This window comes from Pseudomonas sp. ADAK18 (assembly GCF_012935695.1).
GTDB lineage: Bacteria > Pseudomonadota > Gammaproteobacteria > Pseudomonadales > Pseudomonadaceae > Aquipseudomonas.
Genome location: NZ_CP052859.1, coordinates 31,655 through 49,615, shown reverse-complemented (window position 1 = coordinate 49,615; position 17,961 = coordinate 31,655). Strand labels below are relative to the sequence as shown.

Here is a 17,961-nt window from a genome sequence, read left to right as displayed (position 1 = left end):
TCAGTCTTCCAGGGCGCGCACCCGCTGCATCCGCTTCTGCTCTACAGGCGCCACCGCCGGCTGCAACTCAAAGTCAAAATCAATCTGCGCAAACTGCCCGTCAACCCCAAACTCCCTCGCCAGGTTGGCGTCGTCACTGAAACGAATCTCGGCAATCAACTCATCGCGCGTCGCATAGGCAAAATCATCATGCAGATACGGATCATCCGACAGGTTGATCTGCGTCGTCAGGTGCCGATAACCCGGTGCCGAAATAAAGAAGTGAATATGCGCCGGCCGCTGCCCATGCCGCCCCAACTGGTCCAACAGTTGCTGAGTTGGCCCGCTCGGTGGGCAGCCATAACCTGACGGCACGATGCTGCGAAAACGGTAGTTGCCCTGGGCATCCGTCTCGATCCGCCGACGCAGGTTGAACTCCGACTGTGTACCGTCAAACCACGAATACGTGCCACCGGTATTGGCCTGCCACACATCGACAATCGTGCCCGCCAACGGCTTGCCGTCGGTGTCGCGCACCTGCCCCTGCATGAACAGCGGCACACCCGGGTCCTGCCCGTCATCCAGCCGCGCTTCGTACTTGGACAGCGGCGCACCCGCTACGTATAGCGGGCCTTCGATGGTGCGCGGGGTGCCGCCAGATTTGCCGGCCTCCTCGTCTGCAGCATCCATCAGCATGTCCAGGTAATGCTCCAGGCCCAGGCCGGCAGCGAGCAGCCCGGCTTCCTGATTCTTGCCCAGTTCGTTGAGGTAGTTGACCGCCTTCCAGAACTCTTCCGGGGTCACTTCCAGGTCTTCGATGATGTTCACCGTGTCCCGCAGGATCCGGTAGATCAGCGCCTTGGCCCGCGGGTTGCCAGCGTCATTGAGGTTGCCGCTGGCTTCTTCGAGAAACTGTTGGGCATGGGCAGTCTGGGAAAGTCGGATGGACATGGTGCAATCCTCATCTTGTCGTTATTAGTGTGGAAAACAGGCTCAGCGGTCATCCTCATGGATCGACGACGGATGCCGGCACAGGGCATTCACCTCAATGGCCATGTAGGGATAAAGCGGCAGTTGCATCAGCAGGTCATGCAGTTCTTGCACGCTGTCGACATCGAACACGCTGTAGTTGGCATACAGCCCGGCGATGCGCCACAGGTGGCGCCATTTGCCCTCTTGTTGCAGACGCTGAGCCAGGGCCTTTTCTTCAGCCTTGAGCCCGGCCGCACGCTCGGGGTTCATGTCGAGAGGCAGGTTCACGGTCATTTTTACGTGGAACAACATGGCAGGTTTCCTCGGGTTATTTATCGCGACGGAAGAACGCCAGACGCTCTTCATCAATGGCCAGGCCCAGGCCTGGTGCGGTCGAGACATGCAGGTGGAAATCGCGGTACACCAACGGCTCGGTGAGGATGTCCTCGGTGAGCAACAGCGGCCCGAACAGTTCGGTGTCCCACGCCAGCTTGTTCAGCGTGAGGAAGGCATGGGCCGAGGCCAGCGTGCCGATACCGCCTTCGAGCATGGTGCCTCCGTACAGACCGATACCGGCCGCTTCGGCAATCGCCGCTGTGCGCAACACCGCACGGGGGCCACCGTTCTTGGCGATTTTCAGGGCGAACACCGCCGCCGCACCTTCGCGGGCCAGGTTAAAGGCGTCTTCGACACACTCGATGGATTCGTCGGCCATGATCGGCGCCGGGCTCGACAGATTGAGCCGAGCCATACCGCCACGGTTGTTGCGGGAAATGGGTTGTTCGATCAGGTCGATACCGTTGTCGCCCAGCACCTTGCAGGCCCGCAAAGCCACCGCCTCATCCCACGCCTGGTTGACGTCGACCCGTACACTCGCGCGGTCACCCAAAGCCTTTTTGATGGCGATGACGTGAGCCAGATCATGGCTGACTTCGCCGGCACCGATCTTCAATTTGAAGATCCGGTGGCGACGCAGGTCGAGCATCTTCTCGGCTTCGGCGATGTCCTTTTCGGTGTTGCCGCTGGCCAGGGTCCAGGCCACCGGCAGCGCATCACGCACCCGCCCGCCGAGCAGTTCGCTTACCGGCAAACTCAGGCGTTTACCGAGGGCATCAAGCAAAGCGCTTTCAATGCCGGACTTGGCAAAGGTGTTGCCACGAATGCTGCGTTCCAGGCGCAACATGGCCGCGTTGATATTGCTCGCGTCCTGGCCGATCAGCAGTGGGGCGAAGTGCCGGTCAATGTTGACCTTGATGCTGTCGGGGCTTTCATTGCCGTAGCTCAGGCCGCCGATGGTGGTGGACTCACCCACACCTTCGATGCCATCGGCACAGCGTACGCGGATGATTACCAGGGTCTGGTTCTGCATCGTGTGCATCGCCAGTTTGTGCGGGCGGATGGTGGGGAGGTCGACGATGATCGTCTCGATCGACTCGATGGCGCAAATCGGCATGGCAATACCCGTTGGGTTCTTTATAGATTTGGCTCGATTCTGTGCCGTATCTTTGCTGGCTTCCAATATAGAATGGGTCTCGAACAATACCCCTGAGGTATGAAAGGAGTCGTTATGGAACTGCGCCATCTGCGTTACTTTCAGGTGCTGGGAGAAACCCTCAACTTCACCCGCGCCGCCGAGCGCCTGCACATCGCCCAGCCGCCCTTGAGCCGGCAGATCCAGCAATTGGAAGACGAACTCGGGGTGATCTTGCTGGAGCGTGGCCGGCCGTTGCGGCTGACCGAAGCCGGACGGTTTTTTTATGAGCACGCCAATGTGCTGCTGGAGCAATTGGGCAAGGTTTGCGACAACACCCGGCGCATTGGCCTGGGGCAAAAAACCTGGCTCGGCATCGGCTTTGCGCCGTCGACGCTGTACGGCGTATTGCCGGAACTCATACGCCGGCTGCGCACCCACGATGGCCTTGAGCTGGAATTGGGGTTGTCGGAGATGACCACGTTGCAACAGGTCGAAGCGCTCAAGGCCGGGCGGATTGATGTGGGCTTCGGGCGGATTCGCATCGACGATCCGGCCATCGTGCAGCGGGTATTGGTGGAGGATCGTTTGGTAGCGGTGTTGCCCGCCGGGCATCCGTTGTTGGCCGCCCCGGCGACCCTTGCGCAATTGGCCGCAGAGCCCTTTGTGCTCTACCCCGGCAACCCGCGCCCCAGTTACGCCGACCATGTGATCGCGTTGTTCGACGCCCACGGTTTGAGCCTCAAGGTGGCGCAGTGGACCAATGAATTGCAGACCGCCATCGGCCTGGTGGGCGCAGGCATGGGGGTGACGCTGGTACCGGCCTCGGTGCAGGTGCTGCATCGAGCAGACATTGGCTATACGCCGATTGTAGAGACCACCGCGACCTCGCCGATCATTCTCAGCCGGCGGATCAATGATCAGTCGCCAGGGCTCAGCCATTGCCTGCAATTGGTGGAAGAGTTGATCTGAGAGCTTGCAGGCGCCATAAATCCCATGTGGGAGCTGGCTTGTGTGGGAGCGGGCTTGCTCGCGAAGGCGGTGGGTCAGTTGATACATATTCGACTGACCCACCGCCTTCGCGAGCAAGCCCGCTCCCACAATTGATCTCCATGGTTTTCAGGCACCACGCATGCGCCGCGCATCATTGCGCTGCAAGGTCATGCTCGGCGACTCATCGAACAGCTTGCGGTACTCCGCCGAGAACCGTCCCAGGTGAGTAAAGCCCCAGCCCAGGGCGATCTCGGAGATGGTGCGGGTTGAGCCGTGTTCCAAGATCTCCTGGCGCACTGCCCCCAGTCGATATTTCTTCAGATAGGCCATGGGCGACAACGCAAAGTACTTCCTGAAGGCATCGAACAGCTTGAACCGCGACACGCCAGCTGCCGCTTCAAGATCTTCCAGGTGTACCGCCTCGCGGGCGTTGTCGTGGATGTACTGGCGAGCGCGGATCAGATAGTGCGGCAGCTTCACCCCGAGGACGTCCCGCAGTTCTTCGGAGTAGTTATTCGGCTGGGCAAGAATCAGGCCCTTGATCAATGAGCTTTCCAGGTCGCGAGTGAACGCCGCCTGGTCATACAGCTCGCTGCTGCGTTCCAGTTCTGCAATGAAGTACCGCGCCATCCTCCACCACGACGCCGAAGCGCCCTCCACTGCATCCATCACCGACTCGAAGCGCAGCGGCGCTTCAATCGGTCGTTGCAGTAGGCCTTCCAGGGATTCGCTCATGGCCGCGCGGGTGATCACCACCTGTAATTTTCGGCAGTCGCCGGAGATCGCCAGCACCTGATGTTCGTTAGGCGAGATGATCACGCCCTGGTCGCGATTGGAGCTCAGCCGCTCGCCGTTCTTACTCAGCTCCTGCTCACCCACCAGCGGCAGGCTCAGGCTGTAGCTGCTGAAATGCTCGGCGTCTTCGATATCGATAGTCACGTCGGTGCCGTATTCAATGATCCCCAACGTCGTGGCGCGGGACTTGAACACATTGGCGCTGTGATGAAAGCGGATGCGCTCAGGCGTGGCCGTCTCCAGCCGATGCGGCCCGCAAATGCCGGACATCCAGCTGCGGGCGCCTTCAAGGTCGAAACGATCAATACGGATATCGCGTGTATCGCTACTCATCACAGTGCACCCACGGCGGTTGTGGCCAGCGCGCTCTGACGGCGCGTCCAGGTAGATCAAGGCAAGTTCTGCGCCAGGCAAGTGGCGTTTCCACTCAGCGGCTAGCAACCGTCGACTATGTGGATAGGAAGCGGATTTTTCCGACCTACCCAGCCAGGTTACCTCCCAAGACAGTAGCTCATTGCGTCGATCCGGTGCACCGCCGTGGGTAGTTGTGACTCACCGCATTCAATTATTCGGCCCACCTTCCCCCACTAAGCGGATAGCCCATCCCCTGTGCAGCTGCCTCTAATGGACCACCGATTAGCCACACAACAAGGTGCCTCCCATGAGTGGTGCAAGAAGCGTCGAACAGTGGAAAACCTTTATTGAAAGCTGCCTGGATTTTCGTCCGGCAGACCAAGTATTCCGCATCGCCCGGGACATGTTCACTGAGCCAGAACTGTTTGATCTGGAGATGGAGCTGATCTTCGAAAAGAACTGGATCTACGCCTGTCATGAAAGCGAACTGGCCAACAACCACGACTTCGTGACGATGCGCGCCGGGCGCCAACCGATGATCATCACCCGCGACGGCGAAGGCCAGCTCAATGCGTTGATCAACGCCTGCCAGCATCGCGGCACCACCTTGACCCGGGTCGGCAAGGGCAACCAGTCCACCTTCACCTGCCCGTTCCACGCCTGGTGCTACAAAAGCGATGGCCGGTTGGTGAAGGTCAAGGCGCCGGGGGAATATCCGGAAGGTTTCGACAAGGCGACTCGCGGCCTGAAAAAGGCGCGGATCGAGAGCTACAAGGGGTTTGTCTTCATCAGCCTCGACGTCAACGGCACCAATAGCCTGGAAGACTTCCTCGGCGACGCCAAAGTGTTCTTCGACATGATGGTCGCCCAGTCCGCCACCGGCGAGCTGGAAGTGCTGCCTGGCAAGTCGGCCTACACCTACGACGGCAACTGGAAACTGCAGAACGAAAATGGCCTGGATGGCTACCACGTCAGCACCGTGCACTATAACTACGTGGCCACGGTGCAACATCGCCAGCAGGTCAACACCGAGAACGGTGCAGGTACAGGTACGACCCTGGACTACAGCAAACTCGGGGCCGGCGACGCCAATACCGATGACGGCTGGTTCGCCTTCAACAACGGCCACAGCGTGCTGTTCAGCGATATGCCCAACCCGTCGGTGCGCTCCGGCTACGCCACCATCATGCCGCGCCTGGTGGAAGAACACGGCCAGGACAAGGCCGAATGGATGATGCATCGCCTGCGCAACCTGAACATCTACCCGAGCCTGTTTTTCCTCGACCAGATCAGCTCGCAGCTGCGGATCATCCGCCCGATAGCGTGGAACAAGACCGAGATCATCAGCCAGTGCCTGGGGGTGAAAAACGAGTCCGACGCCGACCGGGAAAACCGTATTCGCCAGTTCGAAGACTTCTTCAACGTTTCCGGCATGGGTACACCCGACGATCTGGTGGAGTTTCGCGAAGCCCAACGTGGTTTCCAGGGCCGCCTGGAACGTTGGAGCGACATCTCTCGCGGCAGCCACCGCTGGGAAACCGGCCCGACCCGTAACAGCGAAGCTATCGGCATCCAGCCGGCCATGACCGGCACCGAATTCACCCACGAAGGGCTGTACGTCAACCAGCACCGCAACTGGCAGAAGTTCCTGCTGGACGGTCTCGACGCCCAATCCTTGAAACTGCGTGAGGTGTGATGATGAATGCGCAACTGCAATACCGGATCGAGCAGTTTTTCTACCGCAAATCCGAACTGTGCGATGCCCAGGACTGGGACGCCTATGTGCAGCTGTTCGACCCGCAGAGTGAATTCCACCTGCCGCAATGGGACTCGGAGCACGTCTACACCCGTGACCCCAAGCGCGAGATGTCGCTGATCTACTACGCCAACCGTTCGGGCCTGGAAGACCGGGTGTTCCGCCTGCGCACCGGCAAGGCCGCCTCCGCCACGCCGATGCCGCGCACCCTGCACCTGATCAATAACGTGCGTATCGCCGAGCAGGCAGACGGGATGCTGGAAGTACGGCTGAACTGGCACACGCTGTTCTATCGGTTAGCCACTTCGGAGCAGTTCTACGGAAACGCCACCTACACCTTGAAACCCGATGGCGACAGCTGGTTGATCACCCGCAAGCATGCGTTGCTGCTCAACGACACCATCAACTCGGTGCTGGATTTTTATCACCTCTGACGCGCGAGCTTTGTGGCGAGGGGGCTTGTTGTGGCTATGGGGCTTGCTGTAGCGAGCGGGCTTGCCCGCGTTGGGGCGCGAAGCGGCCCTGAAATCTGTCGCACCATATCTGCCGGATGCACCGTGATGACCTTATTAGGACTGCTACGCAGCCCAACGCGGGCAAGCCCGCTCGCCACAACCACAACAAGCCCGCTCGCCACAGGTCCTGCGCCCGCTCATCGCGACTCGTCAGCCATCAACCCTATATACGCGGAGCACTGCGGATGAATCACAAAGTGGCCTTCAGTTTTGCCGACGGCAAAACCCTGTTTTTCCCCATCGGCGCCCATGAAATCCTGCTGGATGCGGCCTTGCGCAACGGCATCAAGATCCCTCTGGATTGCCGCGAAGGGGTCTGCGGCACCTGCCAGGGTCGCTGCGAATCCGGCGACTACAGCCAGGATTACGTCGACGAGGAAGCCCTCTCCAGCGTTGACCTGCAACAACGCAAAATGCTCAGTTGCCAAACCCGGGTCACATCCGACGCGGCGTTTTACTTCGATTTTGATTCCAGCCTGTGTAACGCGCCGGGGCCGGTGCAGATTCGCAGCACGGTCAGCCAGGTGCAGCAGGTCTCGAGCAGCACCGCGATCCTGTATCTGCAACTGGACCAGTCGCTGGACTTCCTGCCGGGCCAATACGCCCGCCTGTCTATTCCCGGTACCGACAGCCGGCGCTCCTACTCTTTCGCCAATCGCCCGGGCAATCAGTTGCAGTTCCTGATCCGTCTGCTGCCGGACGGTGTGATGAGCAACTACATCCGAGAGCGCTGCCAGGTAGGCGATGAGTTGTTGCTGGAGGCTCCGCTGGGCGCGTTCTACCTGCGCCATGTGGCCAAACCGTTGGTATTGGTGGCCGGCGGTACCGGGTTGTCGGCACTGCTGGGCATGCTGGATGAGCTTGCCGAACGTGGTTGCGAGCAGCCGGTGCACTTGTATTACGGCGTCCGTGGCGCGGCTGATTTGTGTGAGACCGCGCGCATTGGCGCCTATGCTGAAAAAATCCCGGGGTTTCGCTACACCGAGGTGTTGAGTGATCCCACTCCCGATTGGAGCGGCAAGTGCGGCTACTTGACCGAACATTTCGATTTGGCCGAACTGCGGGACAGTTCGGCGGATATGTACGTCTGCGGTCCGCCGCCGATGGTCGAATCCATCAAAAACTGGCTGCTGGATCAGGGACTTGATGGCGTTTCACTGTATTACGAAAAGTTTACCGAGAGTAATATCTGACCCCTCAGCAGTGGGGGCTGGTTCGGCGTGCAATCAACCCTGAAAAAAACAAGTAGAAGGGAACGTGAATGGCGGATGACATGGTTAACCCGGTGGGCCTCAAGCGCGGCCTGAAGAACCGGCATATTCAACTGATTGCCCTGGGTGGGGCGATTGGTACGGGCTTGTTCCTCGGTTCGGCCGGGGTACTCAAGTCGGCGGGGCCGTCGATGATCCTCGGCTATGCGATTGCCGGGTTCATTGCCTTCCTGATCATGCGCCAGCTCGGCGAGATGATTGTTGAAGAGCCAGTGGCAGGTTCCTTCAGCCACTTTGCCCACAAGTACTGGGGCAGTTACGCGGGCTTTCTGGCGGGCTGGAACTACTGGGTGCTGTATGTGCTGGTGGGCATGGCCGAGCTGACGGCGGTCGGCAAGTACATCCAGTTCTGGTGGCCGGAAATTCCGACCTGGGCCAGCGCCGTGGTGTTCTTCATCGCGGTCAACCTGATCAATACCCTGAACGTGAAGTTCTTCGGCGAGACCGAGTTCTGGTTCGCGATCATCAAGGTGGTGGCGATCATCGGCATGATCCTGCTGGGCTGCTACTTGCTGTTCAGCGGCACCGGCGGCCCGCAAGCCTCGGTGAGCAACCTGTGGGACCACGGCGGTTTCTTCCCCAATGGCGGCATGGGGCTGTTGATGTCCATGGCCTTCATCATGTTCTCGTTCGGCGGCCTGGAGCTGGTGGGTATCACTGCCGCCGAGGCCAGCGAGCCGCGCAAGGTGATCCCCAAGGCGATCAACCAGGTGGTGTACCGGATCCTGATTTTCTACGTCGGCGCACTAACCGTGCTGCTGTCGTTGTACCCATGGGACCAACTGCTGCAAACCCTCGGCGCGTCCGGCGATGCCTACAGCGGCAGCCCATTCGTGCAGATCTTCTCGCTGATCGGTAACGACACCGCCGCGCACATCCTCAACTTCGTGGTGCTGACCGCCGCGCTGTCGGTGTACAACAGCGGCGTGTACTGCAACAGCCGCATGTTGTTCGGCCTGGCGGAACAAGGCGATGCGCCCAAAGCGCTGTTGAAGCTGAACAAGCAAGGCGTGCCTCTGCGGGCCCTGGGGATTTCGGCACTGGTGACGCTGCTGTGCGTGGTAATCAACTACGTCGCGCCGCACGATGCGCTGGAGCTGTTGTTCGCGCTGGTGGTTGCCTCGTTGATGATCAACTGGGCGCTGATCAGCCTGACCCACATCAAGTTCCGCAAGGCCATGGGCGAGCAAGGCCTGGTGCCGTCGTTCAAGACCTTCTGGTTCCCGTTCAGCAACTACTTGTGCCTGGCGTTCATGCTGATGATCATCTGCGTGATGCTCGCGATTCCAGGTGTGCGGGCGTCGGTGTATGCGATACCGGTGTGGGTAGGGATTATCTATGTGGCATATCGGGTGCGTATGAACAACGCCAAGGCCGTGATCGTACGCTAAACCTTGTGGGAGCAGGCTTACCTGCGATAGCGGTGGGTCAAGCACTGATGAGCTGCCAGATAGTCCGTCATCGCAGGCAAGCCAGCTCCCACAGTTGATTGCATTCCAAATAGAAAGCCCCGGCACTCAGTGAGTGCCGGGGCTTTTTTGGGACCGGATTACAACGAAGAACGTACCCGCCACAGCTCCGGAAACAGTACGGTATCGAGCATCTTGCGCAGGTAACCCACGCCTTCGGTGCCGCCGGTACCTGGCTGGAAGCCGATGATCCGCTCCACCGTGGTGACGTGGCGGAAGCGCCATTGGCGGAACGAATCTTCCAGGTCGATAAACTTCTCGGCCAGTTGGTACAGGTCCCAATAACGGCTCGGATCGCGATAAACCTCGCGCCACGCTGCCTCCACGGAATCATCGTGAACCGTGGCCGCCGTCGGGTCGCGCTCGGCACGTTTCGGGTCGATGGTCAGACCCGCCTTGGCCATCAGGTTGATCGCTTCGTCATACAGCGACGGCGTGGCAATCGCCACTTGCAGCTCCTTCAACAACTCCGGGCGATGGGCGTGGGGCCGCAGCAGCGCTGGGCTCTTATTGCCGAGGATGAATTCGATTTCACGGTACTGGAACGACTGGAACCCGGACGACTGCCCCAGGTACGGGCGGATCGCCTTGTACTCCGACGGCGTCATGGTCGCCAGCACTGCCCAGGCATGCACCAGTTGATCAAAGATCCGCGACACCCGCGCCAGCATCTTGAACGCTGGCGCCAACTCACCCTGGCGCACGTGTTCACGGGCGGCCTTGAGTTCGTGGAGCATCAGCTTCATCCACAGCTCCGAGGTCTGATGCTGGATGATGAACAACATCTCGTTGTGGTCCGGCGACAGCGGGTGCTGGGCGCTGAGCACTTTGCCCAGGTCCAGGTAGTCGCCGTAGCTCATGGACTCGGAAAAATTCAGCTCGGCGTCATGCCATTCTTCCGGGGGTTGATAGTCGGGAGAGAAAGGACATTGGCTCATCGCGTGGACTCCTTGAGCGGACGCAGAATAGCCCGCACCGGGCTGGCATCGAGGTTGGCGAAACGCAGCGGCAGCGCGATCAACTCGTAATCGCCCTCGGGCACGTCGTCGAGGACAATGCCTTCGAGAATCGCCATGCCATGACGGGCAACCGCGTTGTGGGCATCCATGGTCTTGGATTGTTGCGGGTCCAGGGACGGCGTATCGATACCGATCAAGCGCACGCCAAGGCCGGCCAACAACTCGACGGTTTCTGTCGCGACGGCGGTGAAATGCTCATCCCAGGTGGCCAGCGGGGCCTGTTGATAGGTCCGCAGCAGGACGCGTTCCGGCAGATTCTCCAGGCGCCCTTCCAACTGATGCGCCTGCACCAGTGCGCCACTGTCCAGGCAATGCAGCACCCGACACGGGCCGAGGTACACATCCAGCGAAACCTCACCAATCGGCGCGCCGTCTGCGCTGTAGTGCAGCGGCGCATCGACATGGGCGCCGGTGTGGGGTGACAGCGTGATACGCCCGACATTCACCGGGCACTCCGGGCCAAACTGCCAGACCCGCTCTTCCTGAAACGGCGTATCACCGGGCCAGGTCGGGGTCGCGGCACTCAAGGGCGGGCTGATGTCCCACCACGTTTTTATTGGATTCATCACAAGGCTCTCGGTCGTTCCTAGGGAGAATGATACGAGGGCCAGCCATAAATATTCTTGCGAATTCCAGCGCAAATCAGGAAGTCTTTCGCACTTACTGCGAAGAAATGGCCGATTGCTGAATGGAAGTTTCACCCTGTGGAGCCGGGCTTGCCCGCGATGAGGCCGGCACAGCTTGCATCTCCTTGGCCTGACACTCCGCCATCGCGGGCAAGCCCGGCTCCCACAGGAATTAGCGGCGATTTAACGATGTGTAAACGCCTGCGTTTCTGGGCATCCCGATGTCGAGTTCAGACCACCGGCAAACAGCCCGCCGCTATAGGGTTCGACTTCTGTTTCCTTGCCTCGGAGTCACCATGTCCAAGCCGATTACTGTTCTGCGCGACACCCACCCCCTGCCGGTACTGGATGCCTGCAAATGGGAAAAACTCGAAGGCGATCCGCACACCGTCAACCTCAACGCCTATACCAGCGAAGACGGCAGCAAGATCATGGGCACCTGGATCTGTACCCCGGGCAAATGGCGGGTGGAATATGTGAAATGGGAGTACTGCCACTTTCAGGAAGGCTACTGCGTGATTACCCCGGACGGCCTGGAGCCGATTCACTTGAGGGCCGGTGATATTTTTGTGGTCGAGCCCGGCATGAAAGGCACTTGGGAGGTGGTCGAGACCGTGCGCAAGTACTTCGTTTTTGCCTGAGACAGACCTTCCATGAAAAGGGGCCGCCAGGCCCCTTTTTCGTGCCAAAAATCATTGCGTCTTCAGATAAGCAACTGTTACTTTGTGACAAGATATTTTATGATTAGTGTTCGTGCAGAATCCTATGATCAATGAAAATAACGTTTTAACAAATTAATCATAAGGCGCCCACCACTACTTTAGTGCTAGATAGTATTGCCTTTTGACATCACTTTCCTTTTCGTATAATTTTCTTGAAGCCTAGTTAATACAAGAGTTTCATATGATTATAACCAAATGATAATAAAAGGCTGGGGAAAGGTGGCCAACTTCACAGTATGACAACGTTCTCCTCGCCTCCGTAGAAAACACCAAGTGTTTGAATTAGACTTTCAACAAACCGAATTACAACGCTATTGGTTTGCGTCAAGTATTCACCACTTCACCATGCAGTTGCTGCACGCGGCAGTCGAGCCCGCGCTTTACAGAAGGATCAAGAAAATGTCTGAAAAAACTACGCGCCTGACCATACTCATCGACTCCCCAACCAAACAAAGGTTAGAGACCCTGTCGGAGGAAGTTGACCTTACTATTTCTCAGGTTATTCGCAAACTGATCAGAGACCACCTCCAACAATATGAGAGGCAAATCAACCCCGTCGCAATAGAGCCGACGCGCGAAGATTCACCCACCTGTTCCTGATATATAACATGGACTAATATTCTCACATTCTAACATTAGACATAAATCCGCCCTTGTCTTTTATTGACGGGTCATTCAACTATAAGTACGTACCCGCCCTCAAGTAATTTTATTAACGGACATCCCATGCCTGTGAAACAGCAATTGCTCGCTTGTTATGCTCTCCTGAGTAAATACACCGATGAGTTGGCTGTCTCATCGGATACGGAAAAACCCTGCACCTTATTTCTCTCGATCAGCGACAGCACAAAACGTGGGCATGTTTTTCACGTCACTGCCAACAACTTCGAAAAGGCATGGGAAACAGGGGTAAATGAACTCCAGCGAATCCATGATCAGCGCTTAATACCGTCGGTTAATAAACCCGAACGTACGTGGATTCGCGTCGAACGTGCGATCAACGTGACACCTATGAGCTGGGAAGGATTCAATGAGCGCCTCAAGCGCCACAAGCGCAATTACTTCAGGCGGGGCATTGCGTTCGACAGGACCCTGCAAATAGCCCTCACCGAACAAGAGCTGAACGCCAACGCAATCCTCTACGGCGGCAACAATATTGCGCATGCGAGCTTCAATGCCGGGAATTTTTCCGTCTACGCCAAACGCCGATTTTCAGGACCGGCGGCGCTGAATGCAGTAAGCACGTTGCAACCCGACACCACAATTTATCTGTTCGACACGGCGGGCGTGTTTTGTGCCGAGGACGGCGTGGCCCACCGGCTCAACAGCAACGCGGCAGAACTCGGCTGGCGTACCCTGGCCGCCCTGGAACCTGACGACGTCAGGCTGCCCATCTGCACCGCTGCCACGTATCTGGGGGAACAGATGCAGGACAGCGGCCAGTTCGTCTACGGCTACTTTCCCTGCTTCGACCGACCGATCAAAAACTACAACACCCTACGCCACGCCAGCAGCACGTACGCGATGATCGAGGCATGGGCATTGAACGGTGACGAGACGTTGAAGGCTGCGATTCAACGGTCACTGGACTACCTGACCCAGACGCTGATCAGGCCCAACCTGCTGCCCAACGGCAGCGTGGCCGCCTTCCTGGTGGACACCGGCAACGAGATCAAGCTGGGCGGCAACGCGGTGTGCCTGCTGGCCCTGGTCAAGTACAGCGAAGTGACCGGCACCCGCCAGTACCTGCCGCTGCTGGAAGCCCTCGCCAACGGTATGGCCTGGATGCAGGCCCCCGACACCGGCGCTTTCGTACACGTATTGCATGCCCAGGATTTGAGCGTCAAAGAGCCGTTTCGCATCATCTATTACGACGGTGAGGCCGCGTTCGGGCTGATGCGCCTCTATGGGCTGACCCGCAATGAACGCTGGCTCAACGTCGTGGAAAAGGCCTTCGATTACTTCATCGGCAAAGAGCACTGGCGCGAGCACGATCACTGGCTCAGCTACTGCGTGAACGAGTTGACGCGCTATCGCCCCGACGAAAAATACTTCCGCTTCGGCCTGAACAACGTCGCGGGCTACCTGGGTTTCGTCCAGCAGCGCATTACCACCTTCCCTACTTTGCTCGAATTGATGATGGCCGCGCAGCAAATGCTGGAACGGATCGCACAACAGCCATCTGTACAGCACCTGCTCCAGGACATTGATCTGCACGCGTTCTATCGGGCCTTGCATCATCGCGCCCGTTACCTGCTCAACGGTTATTTCTGGCCGGAGATGGCGATGTATTTCGCCAACCCGGCACGCATCGCCGGCGCGTTCTTCATTCGGCATCACGCGTTCCGGGTGCGCATCGACGACGTCGAGCACTACCTTTCCGGGCTGATTGCCTATCACCGATACCTGCTGGACGGTGCGCCGCAAGTGAGCCTGCCTCCACCGACGCAAGCCACATCCGACTGGACCTGGGACGCCACGACCCTGGCGCATGTAACACAGGGAACGTGGGCCCAGCAGCCCCCATCGGACTGGCGAGCCGCGGGTTTGACGCCCTCCATGCAATTCTTCAAGCCAGGGCGCATGCTCAGCCGCCACCCCACCAAGGTCGGCCCGAATGAGGTGCAATCGGCCTTGCGTTGGGCACAGGCCACGCCTGAACGGCGGCCCTCAGCGTTCCTGTGTGTGGACCCGACGCCCTATCTGAACAGTGGCTTGCCGGTGCTGCAAGTCGCCGACACCAGCGAAGCAATGTTGCAGCTGGGCAGGCACGCCCGACAGCACTTTAGCGGACAGGTATTCGGCGTGACCGGCAGCTTTGGCAAAACCACGGTGGTGGCCATGCTCACCCATGCCTTGAAACACTGGGGCGAGGTCGGGCAAACCGAGGCCAACGCCAACCTGCCTCACGGCATTGCCTGGAACCTGGCGAGCATGCCCCCAGAGGCGAAGCTCTGGGTCCTGGAAATGGCCGTTGGACGGATGCCCATCAACTCGGAACTGGTGCGCCCACACATCGCTATCGTCACCGGCCTGGCCCCCGCGCACCTGGAGTACCACGGCACGCTGGAGAACCTGGCCCGCAAGAAAAGCGCGATCTTCCGCTCCATGGCACCGGGAGGCCACGCGGTGCTCAGCCGGGACATGCCGTATTACGAGCTGTTCGCCCAGGCAGCAGAAACCGCGCGCCTTCAGGTGGTCAGTTATGGCGAACACGCTGATGCAGATCTGCGCCTTCTGGATTGGCGCAGCGAATCGGATCTGGTTTACGTCCAGGCGCAACGAGGCCCAGAGGCACTCAACTTCACCCTCCGAGCCCGTGGCCGGCACATGGTACTCAACGCGCTGGCGGTGCTGGCTTCGTTGTTCGCGGCGGGCCTGGAAGCTTGCCAGGCGCTCGAAGTCCTGACCGGGTTCGAACCCGTTGAAGGGCGTGGCAATGTTATGCAGATCCAGTGCGCGGGTGGTCATTTCCAGTTGATCAACGATGCCTACAACGCCAACCCCGGCTCCATGGCCGCGGCGCTGCAATCCATGGCCGATCTTCCCGTGACCTCGCGGCACCGGGTGCTGGTATTGGGGGATATGCTGGAACTCGGTCCGGACACCCAGCGTTATCACCTGGAGCTGGCCACACCACTGCGCATGGCAGCTCCACGCCATGTGCTGTTGTGCGGCCCGTTGATGCACGCGCTGTACCTCGAGTTGCGCGCAGAGCTGTCGGTCCAGTGGTTCGAGAACGCCAAGGCACTGAACCAGGCCTTGATGCAGAACCCGGCGCAGTGGTTTCACCCAGGGGATTGGGTGCTGGTGAAAAGCTCGGGAGGGACTGGATTGTCACAGTTGTGCGAGTGGTTGAGGACGACTGAGCAAGCAGTGCTGGCCGGGTAACCCACCAAGGCCAATTTTACTTCGCGCAACTGGCCGCCGTCTTGAGCCCGATATCATTGCGCAGTTGATGAAACGCAGGTGCCACGGCATCCGCCTTGATCAACTGCGCCTGGTGCCCCGCCTTAATCAGCGCCCTAAAAAAACCTTCCTGCAACACGAACGGCGCAACCTGATCGTCGATGTTACCCACGACGAACAACTGCCGTTTGGGCGCCGCAACAATGCCGTCGATGTGCTGGCCAGGATCGTAGGGGTGGAGTAATCCATTGGTATCGCGCCCCGGCCTGGAAGGCAGGCCTTTGTTCTGGCGGATCATCTGCGCACGCTGCACCAGGGCGAACGCGCCGGAGGTCATCACTGCGCATTTCACATCGTCGCGCCCCAGGGTCAACAACGCAGCCGCCACTGTGGCGCCACCGCTGTGGCCCAACAAAACAAACTGACCGATGCCGTAGCGTTCACGCAGCTCATCCAGTGCGCCATTCAGCGCAATGAATTCCCGGGCCTGACGCCGCTGTCCATGATTGCCGCTGGAGCCATAGGTGCCAGGCCGCGCGACGATCACCAGCGGTACGCCAGCTCGTTTGCTCAGTGCTTTTGCCTGCTGCACCTTGGCAGCCAAGGTGTTGCCACGGATCGCCTCGGGCGCCCGGTGCATCTCGATGTTTCGATCACCATGGAACATCACGATCACCACCGGCGCATGATCAAGGGAAGCCCCGGCGAAATAGCGAATGCAATCCTCATCCTGGGCAAACTCGACCCACAATGCCGAATCCGGATCATTGCAGGTGGCCTTGTCGGCAGGCGTGTTCCACAGTAACGGCATCGAGCTGTCGTCGAGCGCCAGCACGCAAGGCGCAGCGACAAGCCCCAACCCGAACACTAAAAACCTGAGAATTTTCCCCACCCGCCGGCCCTCTGCTAGCGCTCGCGCAACGCTTCGCGCGCGCGGTTCATGGGTTTGATCAGGTAGTCGAGAACGGTTTTCTGGCCAGTCCTGATATCCACCGAGGCGATCATCCCCGGCACGATGGAGAACGACTTGCCGGCCTTGTTCTTCAAGGTGTCGGCGTCGGTGCGGATAAACACCCGGTAGTAGAACACCTCAGGTTTGACTTCGTCCTGGATGGTGTCGGGCGAGATGGTCACCACCTTGCCGTCCATACCGCCATAAATCGCGTAGTCGTAGGCCGTGATCTTGACCTTGGCCACTTGGTCGGGATGGATAAAGGCGATGTCCCGCGGCGAAATACGCGCCTCGATCAGCAGTTGTTCGTCCAGGGGAACGATCTGCATCAAGCGCCCATTCGGGGGGATGATCCCGCCAATGGTGGTGACTTCGATACCTTTGACGATACCGCGAACCGGCGAGCGCAAGGTCAAGCGGGTCACAGAATCCGAACGACCGCGCATGATCGAGGACAGTGTCTCGACGTCGGCATTGGCCTTGGCCAGATCCTCACCGGCACGCACCATGTAATCGGAGCGGGCCTGGGTCAGCTTCAATTCCAGCTCGGCTTTCTGGCGTTTGAGACGCAAGACCTCAACATTGCTGGCGGCGCCAACCTTGGCCAGGTTCTCGGTAATTTCCAACTCGCTGCGCACCAACCCCAGTGATGAACGCACGCCAGCCTGAGCGTCTTCCAGCCCTCTGCGCCGGGTGTTGAACAAGTCGGTTTCGGCACGGATCAGCGCGGGATGGTGTTGCAGTGCGGCAGGGAATACCAGGGCTTTGCTGTCTACCTCCGCCTGCAAACGCGCGACGCTGGCCAGGGATGCTCGGTATTTGGAGGCACTTTCATCGAAGTTGGATTCGGTCTTGGTCGGGTCGAGCTTTGCCAGGGTCTGGCCATTCTTGACGATATCGCCCTCCGCCACGTTCAACTCGGTGACGATGCCGCCTTCCAAGGACTGAATGATCTGCTCACGGGAGGTCGGAATTACCTTGCCACTGCCCGTGGAGACTTCATCCACCTCAAAGAAGTAAGCCCAAGCGCCAAATGCGATCAACAGGGCAAACACCCAGAAGACCACCCGCGTCGAGCGCACCACCGTGTTGTCATCAATGCCGTCGTTGTAGTGTTGGGCGCCCTCGTCTTCAAGGCCCAGCAGGGGGATTCTTTTG

At 59.2% G+C, this 17,961-nt stretch carries 16 protein-coding genes; 8 read left to right on the top strand and 8 right to left on the bottom strand.

All coding sequences use genetic code 11. The features are described from left to right. From catA to HKK55_RS00180, 3 genes are read right to left on the bottom strand one after another with little or no spacing between them, the layout of a single operon-like run. Window positions 1–930 carry a catechol 1,2-dioxygenase gene (gene catA, locus HKK55_RS00190; RefSeq protein ID WP_169352832.1) on the bottom strand — a complete coding sequence of 310 codons (930 nt, stop codon included), beginning with the start codon at window positions 928–930 and terminating at the stop codon, window positions 1–3. 42 nt (window positions 931–972) lie between these two features. Then, complete coding sequence (catC, locus tag HKK55_RS00185; protein WP_169352831.1) at window positions 973–1,263, bottom strand: muconolactone Delta-isomerase; 291 nt, start codon at window positions 1,261–1,263, stop codon at window positions 973–975. A 16-nt stretch (window positions 1,264–1,279) separates the two neighbouring features. Next, entirely contained in the window at window positions 1,280–2,404 is a 1,125-nt protein-coding gene (locus HKK55_RS00180; protein WP_169352830.1) for a muconate cycloisomerase family protein, read from the bottom strand. Window positions 2,405–2,518: 114 nt separating this feature from the next. On the opposite strand from HKK55_RS00180, the gene HKK55_RS00175 reads away from it, so the two are divergent. Then, window positions 2,519–3,394: a LysR family transcriptional regulator gene (locus HKK55_RS00175; RefSeq protein WP_169352829.1), complete on the top strand. Its 876-nt coding sequence runs from the start codon at window positions 2,519–2,521 to the stop codon at window positions 3,392–3,394. 147 nt (window positions 3,395–3,541) lie between these two features. Here the strand turns inward: HKK55_RS00175 and HKK55_RS00170 are convergent, their stop codons facing one another. After that, a complete protein-coding gene (locus HKK55_RS00170; RefSeq protein ID WP_169352828.1) occupies window positions 3,542–4,543 on the bottom strand; it encodes a helix-turn-helix domain-containing protein in 1,002 nt (333 codons plus the stop codon). Window positions 4,544–4,871: 328 nt separating this feature from the next. Between HKK55_RS00170 and antA the strand changes: the two genes are divergently transcribed. The 4 genes from antA to HKK55_RS00150 all read left to right on the top strand — a co-directional run bounded on the left by antA (window position 4,872) and on the right by HKK55_RS00150 (window position 9,497). Next, window positions 4,872–6,260 (top strand): anthranilate 1,2-dioxygenase large subunit, encoded by a 1,389-nt coding sequence (gene antA, locus HKK55_RS00165; RefSeq protein WP_169352827.1) that lies wholly within the window; start codon window positions 4,872–4,874, stop codon window positions 6,258–6,260. 2 nt (window positions 6,261–6,262) lie between these two features. After that, on the top strand, window positions 6,263–6,754 hold the full coding sequence (gene antB / locus HKK55_RS00160; protein ID WP_169352826.1) for an anthranilate 1,2-dioxygenase small subunit: 492 nt from the start codon (window positions 6,263–6,265) through the stop codon (window positions 6,752–6,754). A gap of 266 nt (window positions 6,755–7,020) precedes the next feature. Continuing rightward, on the top strand, window positions 7,021–8,028 hold the full coding sequence (antC, locus tag HKK55_RS00155) for an anthranilate 1,2-dioxygenase electron transfer component AntC (RefSeq protein ID WP_169352825.1): 1,008 nt from the start codon (window positions 7,021–7,023) through the stop codon (window positions 8,026–8,028). A gap of 68 nt (window positions 8,029–8,096) precedes the next feature. Beyond that, window positions 8,097–9,497: an amino acid permease gene (locus HKK55_RS00150; RefSeq protein ID WP_169352824.1), complete on the top strand. Its 1,401-nt coding sequence runs from the start codon at window positions 8,097–8,099 to the stop codon at window positions 9,495–9,497. 158 nt (window positions 9,498–9,655) lie between these two features. On the opposite strand, the gene kynA is transcribed toward HKK55_RS00150, so the two are convergent. Together kynA and kynB are read right to left on the bottom strand one after the other, a co-directional pair. Continuing rightward, the gene (kynA, locus tag HKK55_RS00145; protein WP_169352823.1) at window positions 9,656–10,513 is read right to left on the bottom strand and encodes a tryptophan 2,3-dioxygenase; all 858 of its coding nucleotides are present in this window, start codon (window positions 10,511–10,513) and stop codon (window positions 9,656–9,658) included. Beyond that, window positions 10,510–11,160 carry an arylformamidase gene (gene kynB / locus HKK55_RS00140; protein ID WP_169352822.1) on the bottom strand — a complete coding sequence of 217 codons (651 nt, stop codon included), beginning with the start codon at window positions 11,158–11,160 and terminating at the stop codon, window positions 10,510–10,512. Before kynB ends, kynA begins: the two co-directional genes overlap by 4 nt. Window positions 11,161–11,516: 356 nt before the next feature. Between kynB and HKK55_RS00135 the strand changes: the two genes are divergently transcribed. From HKK55_RS00135 to murF, 3 genes are all read left to right on the top strand, one after another. Then, window positions 11,517–11,861, top strand: a complete 345-nt coding sequence (locus HKK55_RS00135) for a cupin domain-containing protein (RefSeq protein WP_003212331.1) — start codon at window positions 11,517–11,519, stop codon at window positions 11,859–11,861. A gap of 480 nt (window positions 11,862–12,341) precedes the next feature. Next, complete coding sequence (locus HKK55_RS00130; protein WP_169357751.1) at window positions 12,342–12,542, top strand: hypothetical protein; 201 nt, start codon at window positions 12,342–12,344, stop codon at window positions 12,540–12,542. Between the two features lie 411 nt (window positions 12,543–12,953). Continuing rightward, window positions 12,954–15,833 carry a UDP-N-acetylmuramoyl-tripeptide--D-alanyl-D-alanine ligase gene (gene murF, locus HKK55_RS00125; RefSeq protein WP_237151305.1) on the top strand — a complete coding sequence of 960 codons (2,880 nt, stop codon included), beginning with the start codon at window positions 12,954–12,956 and terminating at the stop codon, window positions 15,831–15,833. A 16-nt stretch (window positions 15,834–15,849) separates the two neighbouring features. On the opposite strand, the gene HKK55_RS00120 is transcribed toward murF, so the two are convergent. Both HKK55_RS00120 and HKK55_RS00115 read right to left on the bottom strand, forming a co-directional pair. Next, window positions 15,850–16,662, bottom strand: coding sequence for a S9 family peptidase (locus tag HKK55_RS00120; RefSeq protein ID WP_237151304.1), 813 nt, complete (start codon window positions 16,660–16,662; stop codon window positions 15,850–15,852). A 95-nt stretch (window positions 16,663–16,757) separates the two neighbouring features. After that, on the bottom strand, window positions 16,758–17,945 hold the full coding sequence (locus HKK55_RS00115) for an HlyD family efflux transporter periplasmic adaptor subunit (RefSeq protein ID WP_178128867.1): 1,188 nt from the start codon (window positions 17,943–17,945) through the stop codon (window positions 16,758–16,760). Window positions 17,946–17,961 lie beyond the last annotated feature (16 nt).